At 49.9% G+C, this 17,326-nt stretch carries 16 protein-coding genes; 2 read left to right on the top strand and 14 right to left on the bottom strand.

Going from position 1 to position 17,326, the window contains the following annotated elements; all coding sequences use genetic code 11:
- The first annotated feature begins 8 nt into the window (after nucleotides 1–8).
- Nucleotides 9–980, top strand: a complete 972-nt coding sequence (locus tag IPL85_01110) for a DDE-type integrase/transposase/recombinase (protein QQS20040.1) — start codon at nucleotides 9–11, stop codon at nucleotides 978–980.
- Nucleotides 981–1,569: 589 nt separating this feature from the next.
- On the opposite strand, the gene IPL85_01115 is transcribed toward IPL85_01110, so the two are convergent.
- Nucleotides 1,570–2,178 (bottom strand): hypothetical protein, encoded by a 609-nt coding sequence (locus tag IPL85_01115; GenBank protein QQS20041.1) that lies wholly within the window; start codon nucleotides 2,176–2,178, stop codon nucleotides 1,570–1,572.
- Entirely contained in the window at nucleotides 2,178–2,972 is a 795-nt protein-coding gene (locus tag IPL85_01120; protein QQS20042.1) for a YmdB family metallophosphoesterase, read from the bottom strand. Before IPL85_01120 ends, IPL85_01115 begins: the two co-directional genes overlap by 1 nt.
- A gap of 359 nt (nucleotides 2,973–3,331) precedes the next feature.
- On the opposite strand from IPL85_01120, the gene IPL85_01125 reads away from it, so the two are divergent.
- The gene (locus tag IPL85_01125) at nucleotides 3,332–5,272 is read left to right on the top strand and encodes a PxKF domain-containing protein (GenBank protein ID QQS20043.1); all 1,941 of its coding nucleotides are present in this window, start codon (nucleotides 3,332–3,334) and stop codon (nucleotides 5,270–5,272) included.
- Nucleotides 5,273–5,385: 113 nt separating this feature from the next.
- On the opposite strand, the gene IPL85_01130 is transcribed toward IPL85_01125, so the two are convergent.
- From IPL85_01130 to IPL85_01185, 12 genes are all read right to left on the bottom strand, one after another.
- On the bottom strand, nucleotides 5,386–5,928 hold the full coding sequence (locus IPL85_01130) for a hypothetical protein (protein QQS20044.1): 543 nt from the start codon (nucleotides 5,926–5,928) through the stop codon (nucleotides 5,386–5,388).
- A 2-nt stretch (nucleotides 5,929–5,930) separates the two neighbouring features.
- Nucleotides 5,931–7,619 carry a hypothetical protein gene (locus IPL85_01135; protein QQS20045.1) on the bottom strand — a complete coding sequence of 563 codons (1,689 nt, stop codon included), beginning with the start codon at nucleotides 7,617–7,619 and terminating at the stop codon, nucleotides 5,931–5,933.
- An 81-nt stretch (nucleotides 7,620–7,700) separates the two neighbouring features.
- The gene (locus IPL85_01140) at nucleotides 7,701–8,969 is read right to left on the bottom strand and encodes a hypothetical protein (GenBank protein ID QQS20046.1); all 1,269 of its coding nucleotides are present in this window, start codon (nucleotides 8,967–8,969) and stop codon (nucleotides 7,701–7,703) included.
- 31 nt (nucleotides 8,970–9,000) lie between these two features.
- Nucleotides 9,001–10,080 (bottom strand): hypothetical protein, encoded by a 1,080-nt coding sequence (locus IPL85_01145; protein ID QQS20047.1) that lies wholly within the window; start codon nucleotides 10,078–10,080, stop codon nucleotides 9,001–9,003.
- Nucleotides 10,081–10,181: 101 nt separating this feature from the next.
- Complete coding sequence (locus tag IPL85_01150) at nucleotides 10,182–11,243, bottom strand: hypothetical protein (GenBank protein ID QQS20048.1); 1,062 nt, start codon at nucleotides 11,241–11,243, stop codon at nucleotides 10,182–10,184.
- 85 nt (nucleotides 11,244–11,328) lie between these two features.
- Nucleotides 11,329–12,372: a hypothetical protein gene (locus IPL85_01155; GenBank protein ID QQS20049.1), complete on the bottom strand. Its 1,044-nt coding sequence runs from the start codon at nucleotides 12,370–12,372 to the stop codon at nucleotides 11,329–11,331.
- Between the two features lie 158 nt (nucleotides 12,373–12,530).
- The gene (locus tag IPL85_01160; protein ID QQS20050.1) at nucleotides 12,531–13,091 is read right to left on the bottom strand and encodes a hypothetical protein; all 561 of its coding nucleotides are present in this window, start codon (nucleotides 13,089–13,091) and stop codon (nucleotides 12,531–12,533) included.
- Nucleotides 13,088–14,068 carry a hypothetical protein gene (locus IPL85_01165; protein ID QQS20051.1) on the bottom strand — a complete coding sequence of 327 codons (981 nt, stop codon included), beginning with the start codon at nucleotides 14,066–14,068 and terminating at the stop codon, nucleotides 13,088–13,090. Before IPL85_01165 ends, IPL85_01160 begins: the two co-directional genes overlap by 4 nt.
- A gap of 135 nt (nucleotides 14,069–14,203) precedes the next feature.
- Nucleotides 14,204–15,718 carry a ribonuclease Y gene (gene rny / locus IPL85_01170; protein QQS20052.1) on the bottom strand — a complete coding sequence of 505 codons (1,515 nt, stop codon included), beginning with the start codon at nucleotides 15,716–15,718 and terminating at the stop codon, nucleotides 14,204–14,206.
- A 201-nt stretch (nucleotides 15,719–15,919) separates the two neighbouring features.
- A complete protein-coding gene (gene tsaB, locus IPL85_01175; protein QQS20418.1) occupies nucleotides 15,920–16,306 on the bottom strand; it encodes a tRNA (adenosine(37)-N6)-threonylcarbamoyltransferase complex dimerization subunit type 1 TsaB in 387 nt (128 codons plus the stop codon).
- Nucleotides 16,307–16,308: 2 nt separating this feature from the next.
- Entirely contained in the window at nucleotides 16,309–16,779 is a 471-nt protein-coding gene (tsaE, locus tag IPL85_01180) for a tRNA (adenosine(37)-N6)-threonylcarbamoyltransferase complex ATPase subunit type 1 TsaE (GenBank protein ID QQS20053.1), read from the bottom strand.
- Nucleotides 16,727–17,170, bottom strand: a complete 444-nt coding sequence (locus IPL85_01185) for a hypothetical protein (GenBank protein ID QQS20054.1) — start codon at nucleotides 17,168–17,170, stop codon at nucleotides 16,727–16,729. The genes tsaE and IPL85_01185 overlap by 53 nt, the downstream gene beginning before the upstream one ends.
- Nucleotides 17,171–17,326 lie beyond the last annotated feature (156 nt).

Raw genomic sequence — 17,326 nt, forward strand, 5'->3', positions numbered from 1 at the left:
ACCGCAAGATGACAGAGAAACAATTGCTCGTGTATGGAGCACGGATTCGTTTAGGGTGGTTTCGTAAAGCCGAAGAACTCGGGAATGTTGCGGCAGCCTGCCGGTTCTACGGCATTCCTCGACGAACATATTACTACTGGCATAGTCGCTGGGTGAGTCAGGGCAAAGCCCTGACGAGCCTGTACGATATGCCTCGTACGCCAAAGAGCCACACTAATGACGCCGATGACGAGGTAGTGAGTCTCGTCGTGCAGCTTCGCCTTGGTCTTGGTTACGGCGAAAATGCTCTTGCGCATGTCCTCAGGCGGGATTACGGCGTCGCCACATCTGTGCACGGTGTCCACAACATCCTGAGCCGAGCAAAGTTACTAGAAGAGCGCAAAAAGAAGGTACGCAAAACCCGCCAGCTCAGTGACCGTGAGTATTACCCGGGCGAAGTCGGACAGATGGATGTCAAACATTGGAAGCGCAAAGGCTACCAGTATGACATCGTCGACTGTGCTACGAGGATAAAATACAAACGGATCTATCCTGGATGCGACCCTGCGACAACGGTAGATTTTCTTGAGCATGCGGTCAGGTTCTTTGACCCAGCTTTCAGGTTCAAAGGGATTCAGACCGACAATGGCACAGAGTTCACCTACGACCATTTGCCGCAAGTGAGACCGGAAACAGAGTGCCCGACTGTCCGGTGGCTCAGAGAACATGGGATTGAGCACCTCCGCATCCCGCCGTCATCGCCACATCTCAACGGTCGAGTCGAGCGACCGCACGGAGTAGACAAGGATAGATACAAACGGCTAACAACGAATTCGCACACACTTGTCGAATTAAGAGAGTTTTGTAACGAAGATTGTCTCGACTACAACTTTTACCGACCGCATAGTATGCTAGACATGATGACACCGATTGAATACCTGCAAAGCTTGAAGGGTTACGAGCAGGCGACGGTGGATACTAGTGTGCTAGATGTTCGGTAGGTGGACCAACGACCGGAGACTATCCCCACACAGCAAGTACATAGGTTCTGAATGATTAGGCGTATAATTCAGCGCATGGGTCAATGCTTAAAGGCAAGGTCTGTTCTAGAGTATGTACGCGATAAAAGCATGGGTTCATATGCTCCAACTTCGCCAGACACGATTGCAACTAGCTTAAAAAGCTGACGACGGATGATGTACGCGAAGTTTTTGAACTAGCTATTGACTGTGGTTTTTTTAATCTCCCTCAAGAGCAAGGTGAATACCATGTGCTCGGTGCTAAAGGCAAGCGATTCCTGAAAAAACACTGGATATTTCCGACTGGGGTGTTTAAACAGTATGCCAATGATAATCAATGGCTAACTGGTCTATTCAGCGGTTCAGTAGGGGCGATACTCATTCTAATATTAAGGTGGGTATTTGCTGGAGAACTATGAGCAAGAAACTATTCAACCAACTGAAGGCACAGACATCACTTCCTGTACTTTGAGTTGCCGTTTATCTTTCTATCTCACATCAGTATTCTACTAGCTCCACTTAGGTAAACCGATCTCGGGGAATACTTTTGTGGGTGGGGAGTGTTGGGGTACTATTCAACGCTGGCTTTAGGCGCACCCCAGCGCTGAGCGATGACAATTTGCAATGTAAAAGCAGCCACTGAAACACCACACATCAGGGCAAAGCCTAGAGAGAGCAGCTGTGATTCTATGCTCGAGCTATGGAATCGACTTACAAACACAACAACCAGTGGCACACTCGCCGCTCCAAATTTAACCCAAAACTGGACGCGTTCGGTAAGCAAATTGCGTTTGCGAGCCGGAATTTTTTCTAGTGGCTTGTGGGCAATAATGGGCACCGTTTTTTCTGTGGCAACATGCACAACCTTGCGGGCGGATTTTGTTGCGCCCGGAATGTATTTTGCAAACACCACGTAAACGAGCAGTACAAAGACTGCGAGACCGAGCGCTACAAATATGACGGTCATAAGCAGCGAAGGCTCGAGAGGCACGGCTTCAACGGGCGGTACTTCCACGGGCTTCGGCTCAGACTTTGGAAATATAGTCTCGCCTATTTCTGAGTCAATAATCCTTGGGAGATACAGTGCGAGCAACCAAAACCACTCCATAAACAGCGTAAAATACCCTACCCCGCCAAGCACTTTTAAGACCGTCCGTTGGAACTTTTTTGGTTTTGCCATTACCATACCTCGCGGATATGGCGAACCGACTGAGCACGGCTAGTGGCTTCATTAACCTCGATAAGTAAGGCATTGAACTGCATGCGGCCGGATGTTTCAAGCTTGTTACGAGTTTGGTAGTTGTCTCGCCAGCGGGGTATGATGCTGCCAAAAGTCACACCTAGGCTCGAATCAAGTGAGCCGCACATGCCAATATCGGTCATGTGTGCTGTCCCTTTTGGTAGCACCTGAGCATCCGCGGTTGGCACATGCCAGTGATCGCCAATGACGACACTCATGCGGCCATCGAGATAATGGCCAAACACAATTTTTTCGCTACTAAAATCACCGTGAATGTTTACAACGCTCGCAACGTACGATTCGCGCGTAACGATGTTTAAAATTTCATCGATTTTTTTGAGTGGATTTTCCGTCTCAATGTCTGCCTGCTTACCGACAATACTGCCGAGAATACTAACAACTAGTACCCCGCCTTTTGACGTCTCGACCAGCTTGTAGCCAGGCCCCGGGCAGCCAACCATATTGGCTGGGCCAACGACTGGTTCGGCCGGATTTTCTAAAAATGAAGTTAAACTCAACAGATGTGGCGTATGGTTCCCGCCTGAAAATGCCTGCACACCAGCTGACTGCAAGCGCTGCATGTCTTGTGGGTTCATCCCCTTTCCGTCCGTCACATTTTCGGCCTGTGCGACTACAAAATCTAGAGCTTCGGCGGCAATAAGACCTGGCAGTACTTTTTCAACCGCCTGCATACCCTGCTCGGCCATCACATCACCAATGTAAAGCAATTTCATGGTATCAGTATTACACGTGGACTCCCAAAGTCACAACTCACTTGATAGCCCTCAGGCAATGCGCGAAAACCCCACCCCGAAGTAACGAAATGGTCAGTATTGCATACAGTTTGCATAATATACATTATAGTGATTATTACAACTTTTTGTTGTAAAATAACAATATTGCAACCAATTGTCTTGAGGAGTATTAGTAAGAGTGGGCACAAATTTAATGTTTGGGGGGTAGCATGATTAGTCAAAGAATCCAACTTGTAAAAACACAGATAGAACGTGTTAAAAAAAGGCTATACCGTCAATCGATTCTCTTTCGGGCATTGTCCGTCTTAGTAGTTCTGGCATTGGTTATACCAATGAATATGCTAGGGCAAGTCAGGGCTGTATCAGATTTGGCTCCGCCAACTCTTGTTGCAGCGAGTATAACCTCTGGGGCTACGATGAATACCGAGAATACGACATACCAAGGCTACAATGAGCTACTAGTGAACGTCCAAGCCAACGACGATTTATCCGGTAGCCAAGCACCCCTCATCGTATACACCTCGCCTTCCGGAAACCAGACTGCCAGCGGGGGCTCAAACGGCGTAGACGCCTCCGAGTGGATTTCGATAACAAGCTTCCCACAATACTCAGAAGCAGGCGTCTGGACGCCCACAATGTACCTAGAGGACTACTCAGGCAACAAAGTTACCTATACAGATTCGCAGTTACAAGTTATGGGCATAAATATCGACGTAACACTGACCGGGCAAGGTGATACGACAAATCCGGAGCTCGTCAGTATCACGCGAATTGGTCCTGGGGAATTAGACGTAACCGGCTACATCCCATCTACCAATTTCACCGTGCATATGACAGATAATGTTTCAGGCTTCGGTATCCCAACGCTCACCTATACTTCTCCCTCAGGTAATCAAGTAATGGCTCCGGCCGTTTGTAATATCATGGACGGGCATACATCAACCGTTGCGGACTATGATTGCGCAGCATACTTCAACCAATATTCGGAGACGGGCATATGGACACCTGACCTCTTTATAGCTGACGGAGCTGGCAATATAGTCCACCTGTCAAATAACGAACTACTCGCCCGTGGAATCGATGCCCGAGTATCTATTGTAGGAACAAGCGATACTACACCACCTACCTTGTCGGATGTTGATGTCACGTTTGCTAATCCTCCGGCAGATAACATACCGTTTGGGGGTGCTGTGATGACATTGACGGGAACAGTAACCGATAACCTCTCAGGTATCAACGGCACGTCATACATCGGGTACACCTCGCCGACAGGCAAAACAGTGTACGGCTCATTGCATATTCCTGAAAATAACGGTGTATTCATTTCCGACGTTTTTTTGCCCTTGTACGCCGAAGGTGGCACTTGGCTGCCGACTATCTTCGTCCAAGACCCTGCTGGGAATCAGCGTACTTACTCAGTTAGTGACCTAGAGGCTCTTGGGTCGAACATTGCTATAACTGTGTCAAAAAATATCACAGAGAATGCCACGCCTGGCGGTACGGTAACCTCTGACTATGAAAATGACGGCGCTACATCAGCTAACCCTATCGAGGCTAGCGTCACTACACCAACAGGTGGACCGGTATCCATCGTCATCGTACAGTCAGACGACATAAACAGCCCAACGAATAGCTACACGTTCTTTGACCGGCAACTGAATATCACGGCGCCTACCGAAACTGTGGAGAGCCCACTGACTCTTAGTTTCACTATCGACTCGTCTGTGGTGCCTTCCGGTGAATCGGCAAGCACCTTACAAATAACCAGAAACGGCACGGTCGTATCAGAATGTACCGATCAGACGACTGCTACGCCGAACCCCTGTGTCTTCTCGCGTCAGACTCTGGGCGGAGGAGATATATTGGTCCAAATCCATTCTACGACCGCGAGTGCATGGGCGTCAGGGTTCCCAACACATACAAGCGACTACAATTTTGTTGGGTTCAGCGGCGGAACGAAAGATTACTCGAAAGTAAATAAAGCTCAAGCAGGGCAAGTACTTTCGATAGAAATGAAAATCAAAGATGTGCCTCATGGTGTTACTGACATCTTAGCTGCCGGCGAACCGACATCCCAGCGAGTAAACTGCAGCACGCTTGCAACTATTGGCTCCCCGGAAGCTACACTATCGCCTAAGAATAGCGGCTTAGAAAGAATAGGTAAGAACAAGTTTGAGTATGATTGGCGAACCGTTAAAAGTTGGGAAAACACGTGCCGCGTATTCAACGTTCAGCTCATAGATGGCAGCAGCCAGAAAGCACTGTTCAAGTTCCAATAAATACACAGATGCGGCTCAGCGTCTAACGCCAGCCGATAAACATCAGCGCCATCACCATAACGGTGGCGCTGATTCATGCATACCTTTTAATACTTTTGTGTCCTTACGCACATCTAACGAAGAATACGAAGGCTATCGAAGAAATCTCGCCATTCCTCATTGGTAAAGTTGACGGATGGTTTTGCAAATATAAGTGTGCCTGCTTTGTTTGCTACTGCAGATTGTCCCCCGTTTAATTCTTTGGGGCGAGTGAGAGCTACTGTCCCGAATCCTATCTGGAGCTCATCATATTCGTTGAGGGTGTTGAGCATCCTGCTGTACTGGGTTGGTACATCTGCGAATGCCCCTGGTGTAGGCTGTTCATTCAATACCACCTGTCGTCCAGTACTCGCTTGTAAGGCGTGGAGTGTCAGAACCCCGCTTTCTTTGTCGTAGCTGGTCCGATCTTTTTGCAGCTGCCACACTGTGTCTAACTTTGTTGTATCCCCTGGGTAGAAAATAATGAAGTCAGCCTGATCGAGTATCTGTTGGCTTATAACCGTCCGACTTTCAGCCATCTGTTTAAGCACAAAGGCACCAGCAGCAACCACGATGACACTCAAGAGGAGAACTGTAAAGGTTACGACCAGGCGACGTCTCGTTTTTTTATAAGCCATGCTTAGCGTTTGTCTATGAAAGTTACTATTGAACCTGCGCAGTTATCGGCATTGGCCGCACAAGCAGTAGCACCACTCCATACTGTTCGAGCATTGCCAAGCACATTATAGATGGTTCCGGTACCTTCTGTCGGTTTGGTCGCCACCGTGCGAGCATAGCCTGCTGTTGCCGAAGTGAATAGGTACGAGTTTACAGTATTTGAACCAGTGATTGCTTTGACTGCAGCCGGTCCTCCGGTTGCCATGATTGCGTTGATTGTAGTGGTAGACGCTGCCCCGGTTGTCGCGACTATAACGCCTCCGATATTATTAAAATTTGCTGTAGTTGTGCTCTGAACAACACCCTTGGTAGCAACGAAGGTGACAATAGTACCGATGCCGATGGCGCTATTAAGCGCCACAGTAGCCTTTTCGGTCGTAGTGTATGTCCTAGTATCGTAAATCTGCGTAATGGTGTTGTTGGCACCGGTAAAACCAATATCTGCCAGACACAATATAGGGGACGTGGCAGACGGGAAAGATACGGTGGCGAGGTTCGCTGTTTCAGTTCCCGATGCAGAAAGAGCTGGCTGATTATTTGCACCTGTAAGACATAGGTGCTGGAACCTGGCTGCAACGGCGTTTGTCGTGGTAGCCGTACCTGCAGTAACTATGACTTTCCTACCGCCAGAATACGCGGTGCATCCTGTCCAAGAAACAGTTGTCGTGTTCGCCCCTACCGCAACCTTGCATGGACCATTAATTGCTGCTGTTACACCATAAATATCCCCGGGGTTTGCTCCACTGTCTGGCAGGACACCGAATAGTTGTAGTCCCAAGCCGGCAGTTGACACCATGTCTTCCCAGGTACCATTGACACAGCCTCGGATGACATTTGTACTGGTGTTATAGTACAGGCCGCCCTGGTTCGTAGTAGTGCCGCATGTAGCGGTGTCCGCGAATGTGCTGAATGAATCGAGCTGGAGCAATACTTGCGTGGTGTCAGTGGCGTTCGAGCCTATTACTACCTCACTACCGCTTGTGTCGGCACTAAGTATGGCAACACTACCAGTAGATTGGATTTGGAAAGCCGTGGCGGAGTCTGCTTGGTTCTTCATAAGTACCGCTCCGTTATTTCCCACCGAGAATACCGTGGCACCATTTCGTTGCAAGTCCATCACACTCGCAGTTGCGCCTGTCTTATTGACACCAATGGAAGCGCTGGTGGTAGACGTGTCGCTCTGTACCCCCTGCGCAAGCTGTACGAATTGGGCGCTTGTGAGCCCATCAACTTGGTCGGCATTGAAAGCATACGGCGAGGCGGTGAACTGTATACGCGGCGTCATTTCCGCATCTGCCCCGACTTTTACCCCCAAGTACAGCGAGTTTGTGTTGAAGTCGACGCTACCAGGCAGGCTAGTCACGCTCCCAAGAGAAACCTGAAATATTCCGTCTGCGACTGACACGGAAGGCTGGGTCTCTGTCCACACTGCCGAACCGCCCGAGCTAACGGTGTAAATACTGAAAACAATTGAATATGCCCCATTAGTGACATTTGTCCCATCTGGGTTGGTCAGCTTACCTTGGAAATTTATCTGCTGGTTGATGGCAGCGTCGGTGTGTGGGGAGCTTAGGAAAAAGGCCATGCCGAATAGCAGGCAAACCGCCAGAAAAACCGCTCCTTTTACCGCTCTTTTTTGTATACCAAACATAAGTACAATATCCCCGTTACAGTATACTCCTTACCCCTAGAGTGCTCAAGCTTTGCGACTTAGCTTTTTTCTCTGTAGTGTTTATGCTTTGCGTGGTGTTTTCCGAGCGGTGGTTCTTTTTACGGTTTTCTTCGTGCTCGCTCCCTTACGCGGAGCTGCTGTTTTCTTCTGAGAAGTTGGCTTGGTACTCGCCTTGGACGATGTCTTTTTGACCGGTTTCAAATCCTTGGTAACTTTTACTGGAATGCTGCGTGGAGCATGTGCAGTTCCTTTTTCGGCTATGTGCTTAACAATCATTTTAGCTGCGCTTTTTCTTGCTCTCGCCTTTGTGGCTTCATGGTGTGCGTAGAGTGCGGCGCCGCCCAATTTACGGGGGCGTGCAGTGCCATCAGATGTTCGCTTGAAAAAACGAAAATAAACACGCTTTCCGCGTTTGAACGGCCATCGTAAAGCCTTGGCTAGGCGCACTACCATTTTGCGATATGGTATATGTTTTAGGTGCGCCCGTTGCCACCACACGAGCAGTACGATAACCCCAAGGAAAAGTACGTCGACAAACGGTACATACCAGAATGTTTGCTGCTTAATAAGCTCAACGTCACTACCGTCTATCCTGTACATCGTCTGCATGCGGATATGCTTGGGAAACCAGGTATGTAACACTGCTTGCACTGGGGCAGAATAGGTTGCTTTTTGCCTAGGGAACAGCAAACGCGATTCAGTGTTGACCACGGCGCGAGCGAAAAGCTGTTGGCCGTTCGTGCTGTAAAAACTTACGCTTGCTCTTGGGACAACATGGGCATTTCCGCTATTTCGAAACGTCAAATCGACGCTACGGGGCAATCCGAAAGGGCTATGCTTTGCCTGTAGTTTCTGCAGCTCAAGATTCGTACGTAGACCTTCAGCATTGACCACGAAGACACTCACTGCGACAGCTGGCCGAAAGGCAAGTGCAGCACGGGCAGCCCCCTGTTCCGTAATTACTAGATTGGCATAGTGCCCGCCAGGTGCAAGCGGCTGCGTGCCGTTCACAACAAGTTGTAATTGTACCTGTCCATGAGCCGGAATCGTCAGGTCTGTATTGGAAATCGATAACGCCTTAGCGAAGCTGCCAGTCAGCGGACTGGTCGGCACAAGTCGTGCGCTGGACTCGTCAATGGATCGAAGCTCGGCTGCAAGCCGAACAGTGGAAGCATAATTGTTAGTGATAGTCACACTTGCTTCGGTACCGGGCTTCTGGCGATTGACCGTCAGACTTATCTGCGCTGGCGAGACGGTTAAGCCTGTTTTGACGGAACCAGCCTGAGCACCTGCCCTCGATGGGCACAGCAGAAAGATTGCTCCGGCCACAAAGAGCAAACTGTACGCTATTACAGAAAGATTACGGCTTCGTATCATCTTGATGTGAGGCTTTTTTGCTACGACGAACTTTGCGCGACGTCGCACCCACGGCTCGACCGAACGAACGAAGTATAACGATAACCCCGATGATGAGCACGATGATAATAAGCAACAGGCATAGTAGCATCCGCCATGGTATGACCCAGAAGCTTAGTTCGGCCATGACAGGCGTATCGCGCTGACCGTCGTTGTAGACAGCCACAACCTTGGCGACATACCGACCCATACGGAGCTTGCTAATACCCCCCTTCCAGACGAGCTTTTGCTTTTTTGTACCATCCGGTTCTGTAACGGTTTCGTAGTGTGGGAATCCATCGTCCCACTCAGCCACAAATGTCCGCGTCGTCCCTGGGATGATGAAACCACCGTCTTTGTTTAGCGCCAACGTGGCGAGTGGAACGGTATCGCTGGAGTGCCTCTGGATAAAGACGGTACCGGTCGGTTGCACATCGGTGTTGCCAGTATTTTTCAGCTTGATAGAAACGCTAGCAGGAAGATACTCATAGGTACGCTTGCTGAGTGATACACTTTTGAGGCTGAATTGCCGGACTGCGCCAGGCCGATCGACATTAACGAGCGTGAAAACTGCGACCGAACCTGCAATAGCCGACGTACCTTTGGCAGCCTTGGGTGGGTTCTGTTGTGCGATAGTTACTGCAAAATTATAGGTAAACGCGGCGTCAGACGTTGTGTTGATATGAATACGCTGGGTGAATATCTGACCGGCCTGAAGCGTAAATGTCGGCTCTTCGAATCGTACAAGCTGCTGTATTGCCTGTGACGGATTATCACCAAGGCTGACTTGCTCGGTTGTTTCATTGACCGTAAATGGCCTCAGACCCATTTTGAGCGCCTGTGTCGTCGTATTGGTATTACGAATTTGCAGTTCAAGAACAGTATTAGTACCAGGTCGTACTGTCGTCACCAGAGGCGAAGGGCTCACTTGCAGCGAAAAACCTTGTTCCGCAGCATGAGCCGTCGCAAAATGCATTGGTACGAAAGCGCAGGCTACGACGAAGCCGACAGCGACATGACGCAAAACTTTAGATACCCTCTTCATTACCCTCTATTGTACACGAGAAATAGTCCTCGCTGCTAGCCAGAAAAAAACGGCCGCGAGGTCTACCCTCACGGCCGTAAACAGACAAAATCTAGAGCTCTTTAGAACAAACCTGCACCAACTACCGTGATGGTGTCAGTGTAATCTGTTGCTGGAAGCGTCAAGCTGCTGATAGCTGCGTTGTTCGTCAGAGTCAGCACGGCAGTTTGAGCCGTTCCGGTTGACGAAGCAAGCGTGCGGAGAGTCGTATCGAGACCACCACCCTTACCAGCGCTACCACCGACAAATGGTGCGGCGACAGTAACTGTGCCGGTTCCACCGACCTGTGATTGAGTCACGCCCGTGTTGTAGCCTTCAGTGCCAGCTGACAAGGTACTGTTAGAACCAGGTGTCGTAGAAGCAATAGTCGCTGAAGCTGTCGTCGAGTTCAAGCCCGTGCTGGCATCTTTTGCCCATACATACCAACCGTTCTTTGCATTGGTATTGACTGTAGCGGTACGTGGTGTCGGACTGACAGACACGCTACCGGTTGAAAGCGCACCAAGGTTATCACTGTTGCCACTGAGTGCAAAAGTGAATGAAGGAGCGACGGTAGCACTCACCACAATCTGATCATCTGCGATGGCTGCAGTAGCAAAGGAAATGGCTGTGTCGACATTGGTCTCAACCGTGCCCGAGTAGGTGCCAGCTACACTCGTCTCAAGCGCAGTAGTACTGTTCGTCCAGTTGAAGCAATACAATGTACCGGACACCAGCGCACCACTGGACCAAGTGACTGCTTTGCCGACAACGCCAGAGGCACTTGCACCAATAGACGGCCAAGCCGATGCTGTGGCTGGCCACGCAAGGTTGGCCGTGCTGGTAGCCCAGTCACCGGTGGTACCACTGACTGTATATGCCGTTGGAAATGTGACTGTGACAGATGTCTGACCGGCATTTGCGGCCTTGGCACAGACGGTGCCGCTTGTGAAAGTCGAAGCTTTCATGCGGTCGAAGCGTACGAGCACCTGGCTGAGGCTGGCTGCCGAGGCAGTGCTACCGAGTGCAAGCATCACAGAAGTGACAACGGCAGCTATATATAACCCTGCCAGTGTAAATGCTGCCAGCCGAACTGATTTATTCTTTTGCATACTAATTTCTTCCTTTATTTTTACTTGTAACATATAGAAGAATTATGCACGATACACGGCATAAGCGCAAGCACTTTGTGCGCACTGTCACAATAGTCTTAAGAGCTTATCTGAAGCGCTAGAAACTCATCGCAGCGACCAGCGTTATGCTGTCGCCGTAATCTGGAGCACTCGGTGTTAGGGCTGCCGCCTTTGCCATGAGCCGTAGCGTACCGCTTCCCCCTGTGATAGGGCCTGCTGTTGCCAGCAACGGCTGCAACGATGTTGTGACCGCACCGACATTATTCGATGTTCCGTTGAATGGCGATTGAGCCGTGAAAGGACCTCCGCCAGATTGGCTTGTAGACGTTATCTGGCCTCCGTAGCCGCTGCTCGCAACAGACAAATCCGCAGTCGCAGATGCGAGCGTGGTGTTAGCAAGCGTACTATAAAGCCCTGTATGTGTATCACGTAGGTACACCGTCCCGCCGTTATTGGCATTGGTAGTCATGCTGATGATTCCGTCTGCGCTACCATTGGTCACGGCTCCAGCGGCCAGGCTTGTAAATCCGACCGTAAATGGAGGCGTGCCTGTAAGCGTCGTGGCGAGGCTGAAGGTCACACTCGGTGCAACTGTTGACGCTGTTGCGACTGGGCCAAAAGCACTGCCAGTGGACTTGCCCTCTAGTGCCTTCACTTTGACTTTATAGGTCGTCGAGGGGGTAAGCCCAACAACCGAAAAGCCACTTGCTCCACCCCAAGCTGTGTACGTCTGATAATTAACGATGGCTTGACTAGCCCCGATGCTGTTGTCGGTTTGTACATAAAGTGTCGTCACGAAATTATCACTGCTTACCGCAATAAGATACTTCGTATCACTCGGATTACCGCCGGTGGCAAGCACAAGCTTAAGTCTGTCATAGTAGCTAGAAGGATTTGTAAATGTCGGTGCGGGTGGCACATTGGCGTTCACGACGCCTCGCCCGTCACTCTGCGCGCCGTACGTCGTCGAAGACTGAGCCGTTGCAGATGGTGCTCCTGTGCCAGCCTGGAGGCCATAATTGGTACTGGTCGACGTGCCACCACCCGTACCAACATTGTACGTTTTGAGAGTGTAGTTCGTACTGCTCGGCGCCGCCGCAAATAACAGTACTGGCAGTGTAAGTCCCCAAAGCTTATGCATACATCCTAGTATAGCGCAGATGCGAAATGCGTGAAGCCCCCAGGCGTTAGGCGAGCGAGAGCGATGTTTTAAGAGGCGCCCCGCTTTAGAACTCGGTGCTTACGGCGAGCTCAGGTCTGGTTATGCCTATTGATCTGTGTGCTGAATTTAGTGACGTTCTATTTCCACTGCCAGTTGGTCACGACGGCTTCCAGAGTACTCTCTAGGTCGGCTTTGTGTACCGATGAGCCACTCACGACCACTGCTGCGTAATTTGAGCCTTGAGCCCAGTACACAGCCGTTTCATATGTATCTGCTTTCGTAAAAACTAGCGCACTCGCTGGTGCGAATGGACGGGTCGAGACCGCATATACGTCCGACTGTAATCTACGCAGTTTTATCGCCGAGAGCTCTTCCAACTGCATTGTCCCGAGCGTCCCTACCGTCACCCCCAGTTGATCATCCCGTCTGAGCAAAGTAGACCCCAGCAGATATTGGCCCGTGGTCATACCCTGCGCTACCTCGTTGCTACTGACAACTCTCAGGCTACTCGGTGCTCGAGTAATGAAATGTTCGGTTTTCCAAGTGAAAAGCTTCTCCTGACTGCCAAGAACCGCCCTGCTTTCCTCTTGATCAGTTGTGACCACCGTGGTTACCGCGGATTGATTCCACCAGATAAAACCCCCGGTGCCAATACCAAGCACAATGGCTGCCGCAATCCCAATGAGCCATTTTTTCATTTGCGTTTTGTGCCTTTTTTAACCGATTTGATTGTGGACTGCTCCAGTCCTGTCTCGTAGCGATGTTTCGCACGTTGATACCCAAACCTGTACGTTACAATGAAGATAAAGTTAAAAAATATAAAGTAGGCTGCATAATACCAGCCCGCCCAATCCGTATTTGATTGAGGAAACGTGCGAACACTACCACCTTTTGATTGATCCGGTGCATTACCCGTGTTGCTGACAACGGCGTAAATATATTCTGTGTAGCCACCCCTCGCATCTCTGACACGCAGATGGACCGGATAGGCCTTGGCTGTTCGATATGTATGTGTAAACTCATACATGCCCGCTAGGTTGATACTGTGTGACTCTGTCGTGCCATCCCCCCAGTTGAGAGCTAGCACGTAGGGGCTCTCGCCTCCGCCAATCACAACACGTATCGTCGCCTCAGTATTCGAGGAGGTAACGAAGCTGAAAGGATCCTGGGTAGTCACTGTTAGGCCACTTTCGCTCCCAGCGTTTGATGCCCCTGTTTGCTGCTCATTTGAACTCGGTTGATTGACAGAGGGAGGGAGCGGCTCCACCACAACGGCTTGGGTGAACGTAACGACCCTAGCAGCACTGTCTGGCCCAAACACACCATTGACGTTTGCCGTTCGCGCGATGAGAGTATTCTGGCCAGGACTTAGTGCAATCTGCAGACTGTATAATCCGGATGTGCAGCTTGTTGAACCTAGTATTTGTCCGTCACGCCAGACAGAGACTACTCCTGGTGGTGCGATGGATTCACATGTACCACTTACTGTTTGCAGGGCATTTTGAAACGTCATACCGCCAGTGGGTGATGCGATAGTCGCTGCCTGTGAAGGTGCCGGGTAGGGCACCACCGCGTTGACGTTATAATCTTCAGCAAAAACCCAGCGTGTAGAAACCGCGCCAATCATCACGACGAGCAATAGGACAAGAGCAAGATAGTGTCGTCTGTATCTCATAGTGTTTCTGTTATACCCTCAGTATAGCAGCGTTTTCGCTATGAATCGTCGAGATTTACAAGGGCTGAATCACCGAGCCTCGTTTTGAAGAAGATACTTCCAGCCAGGTCGCCCGTTGCGCTAGTGCAGCTACGACTACTTCGCAAATTCGATAGCGCGGGTTTCGCGAATGACATTTACCTTGATAGTACCGGGGTAGTTCATACTACTTTCTATCTTTGTGGCAATGTCGCGGGCAAGGCGAATGGCCGTGAGGTCATCGATCTGCTGTGGTTTTACAAAAACACGGACTTCGCGACCAGCACTAATAGCGTAAGACTTCTCAATACCATTAAAGCCGTTTGCTATGTTTTCAAGCTCTTTCATACGCTCAGCGAAGTTTTCGGATGAGATGTTTCGAGCGCCAGGGCGGGCGGCAGAAACAGCGTCACAGACACGCACAATCACAGCTTCTAGGCTGGTTGCTTCCATGTCGTCGTGGTGCTGCTCGGCAGCGAGCGCGACCGCTTCTGGGGCACCATATTTGCGCAACATTTCACCGCTAATATGGTGGTGCTTGCCTTCCATTTTATGAGTCAGCGCTTTGCCTAGGTCGTGGAATAACGTTGCGTATTTGGTTATTGCCACGTTTGCGCCGAGTTCTTCGGCAAGCATACCAGCCATGTGAGCCATTTCAGTTGAGTGTTTTAAGACATTTTGCCCATAGCTAGTGCGGAATCTTAATTCACCTAACATATGCAGCAGTTCTTTAGGAACGCCAAGTACACCAACTTCACGAGCAGCATCTTCGCCCGCACGTAGCACATCTTTTTCGACATTCTTTTGAGCTTTTTCGACGACTTCTTCTATGCGACCTGGGTGAACGCGGCCATCCTTAAGCAAAAGTTCGAGCGCTTGTCGGGCAACTTCACGACGAACTGGGTCAAAACAGCTCAGCACAATATAACCTGGTGTATCGTCGACCATAATATCGACGCCGGTTGCCTTTTGGAGCGCTTGAATATTGCGCCCTTCCTTGCCGATAATCCGGCCTTTCATTTCCTCGTCTTCTAGTTTCACGCTCGTAAGGGTTCGCTCTGCTGTCACTTCACTGGCCATACGCTCCATGGCGGTAACTATAATCAGCCCAGCGGCATCTTCAGCATTATCTCGAGCTTCATTTTGGAGTTTTGCAACAAGTCCGAGCAAGTCATTCTTTATGTCTTTCTCAGTCATTTGCATGAGCTTTTCAGCCGCATCTGCCTTGGTAAGCTTGGCGATTTTCTCAAGCTTTTCTTGCTGCTTTAGGCGGATGTCCCGAATTTCATTTTTAAGCGCTTCTACTTCATCTTCACCCGTACGAAGTTTCTCATTCCGCTTATCGAGCTCGTCGAGCTTTTTATCGAGAGTGGTTTCACGTTGTACAAGTCGGAGTTCAAGTTCTTTCAGTTCATTTCGACGAGTTTGTTCTTCTTTACGCGCTTCGTCGGCTACCTTACGAGCGTCTTCCCGGGCTTCATCGATAAGCTTATCCGCTTCTTTTTTTGCTTTTGACAGTTCCCTTGAGGCCTTGTCATCAGCCGCAGCTGATTTTTTTTTGCTGACATATGTGCTGCCTGAATAGCCAAGGCCAAGCCCTGCTACCACGAGCAAAATAGTAATTGGATCCATACTTTCCCTTTCGTTCTGCTGGGTAAATCGGTAGCAATCGCTTTCACTTCTCTAGCTACGCAGTATTAACCCACCAAATTTCAACATAAATTAACAATAAGTTGGCAGTTCTAAGAAACTCCAGAATGCCTGCTTACTATAATACGCGCTTCTCCAAGACAGCGTCAATGTTTGCCTAACAATCCACGCAGACTTGCTCTGTCACTTTTTCTGCGGGGTGATGTGGACTGGCGCACCGTAGAAAGGTAGGGCAATGCGGTCATTTTCACCCCGGATGAGTTTTTTTACCCCTGTTTCTATCCACTTGGGATTTTGAGAGGCAATGATGGGAATATTTAGCGATTGCGCAAGGGCATTCGCGGTAGTTAACCCAATCCGTAGCCCCGTAAAACTACCCGGTCCCTCAAAAACAACCAAACCCTGTATGTCATGCCAGCTTTTGTCATAGCCCTCCAGCAACTGTTTGATTTTTGTATGGATTGTTTCAGCTAACTCACGGTGCGCTTGCCATGACTCGTAGCCTAGCTGTGTTTCACCGTCATATAGCCCTATCTCCGCCTCAGGCTTATCGGTACGCAACGTTAGTATAGTCACTGGGTATCTCCTGCAAAGATGTACTTGAGAGCTGACGGGTATTGGCACGTAATATTACGGCCCTCATGAGGACTATGATGAATGTTAATTACAATGTGATTAGGTGGTAACACTGCCTGAACTATATCACCCCACTCGACTACTACAACAAAATTTGAGTCACCCATAAACTCACGAAGCTCATCTGCAATAATGCCCGGTTCCGTTAGACGGTAAAAGTCAAAATGAACTATGGTAAATTTCGGTGCTGTATACTCGCGGCTAATGGTAAACGTTGGGCTCGATACATGGTCGCTGCTGCCTGCCCCTCGCACCAGACCGCGCGTAAAAGTAGTCTTCCCGCCACCGAGGTCACTAACGAGCTCGATCACTTCGCCCCCCTTGAGCACTGCGCCCATACGTTCGCCAAGCGCCTCAGTGTCGGCGGAGCTTGCGGACTGCGTTTGCCAGGTCTTTTCGGTAGACATATGCTCCATATCCTACCGCGCAAGCCCCCACTAGAGCAAGGACACCTGGGTGAACGGTGGTTGGGCGAAGGACAAAACTCGCTTGTTTGACTGGTGTGGTAGCTGCTACTTTTGGCTTGGCGGTCGATGATTTTACCGTCTTAGTCGACGCCGCTTTTACCTTGGTGGTTCTTGCTGCCGCAGCTTTTGTTACCTTTAAAGCCGTTGCCGGAAGTTTTATCGGCTGGGCGATAACATTGGTTGCCGCCGGAGTTGGTTTGGTAGCCCAGTACCACGTCCCGTTCGCGAGCGCCCAAGCCTGGCCATCCGGCGCAGTGTCATATGGGTCAGACTGTGCAACAACAGTGCCCGCGCCGTCGAGCAGCGTTGCCTGCCCGCTGGTATTGCTCATGCTCAAACTTGTCTGGCTGGCATACAATACACGAAAACTCTTCGGCGCAAAAATGTTTCTTATTTACAACATTAGTTCTATCCCTTCTACGAATCGTTACAATTCAATCGTCTACTGTTTCTTACGATTGCGGAATTACTAAACTATTATGCTTAC

This window comes from Candidatus Saccharibacteria bacterium, assembly GCA_016699955.1.
Classification (GTDB): domain Bacteria; phylum Patescibacteriota; class Saccharimonadia; order Saccharimonadales; family UBA4665; genus JAGXIT01.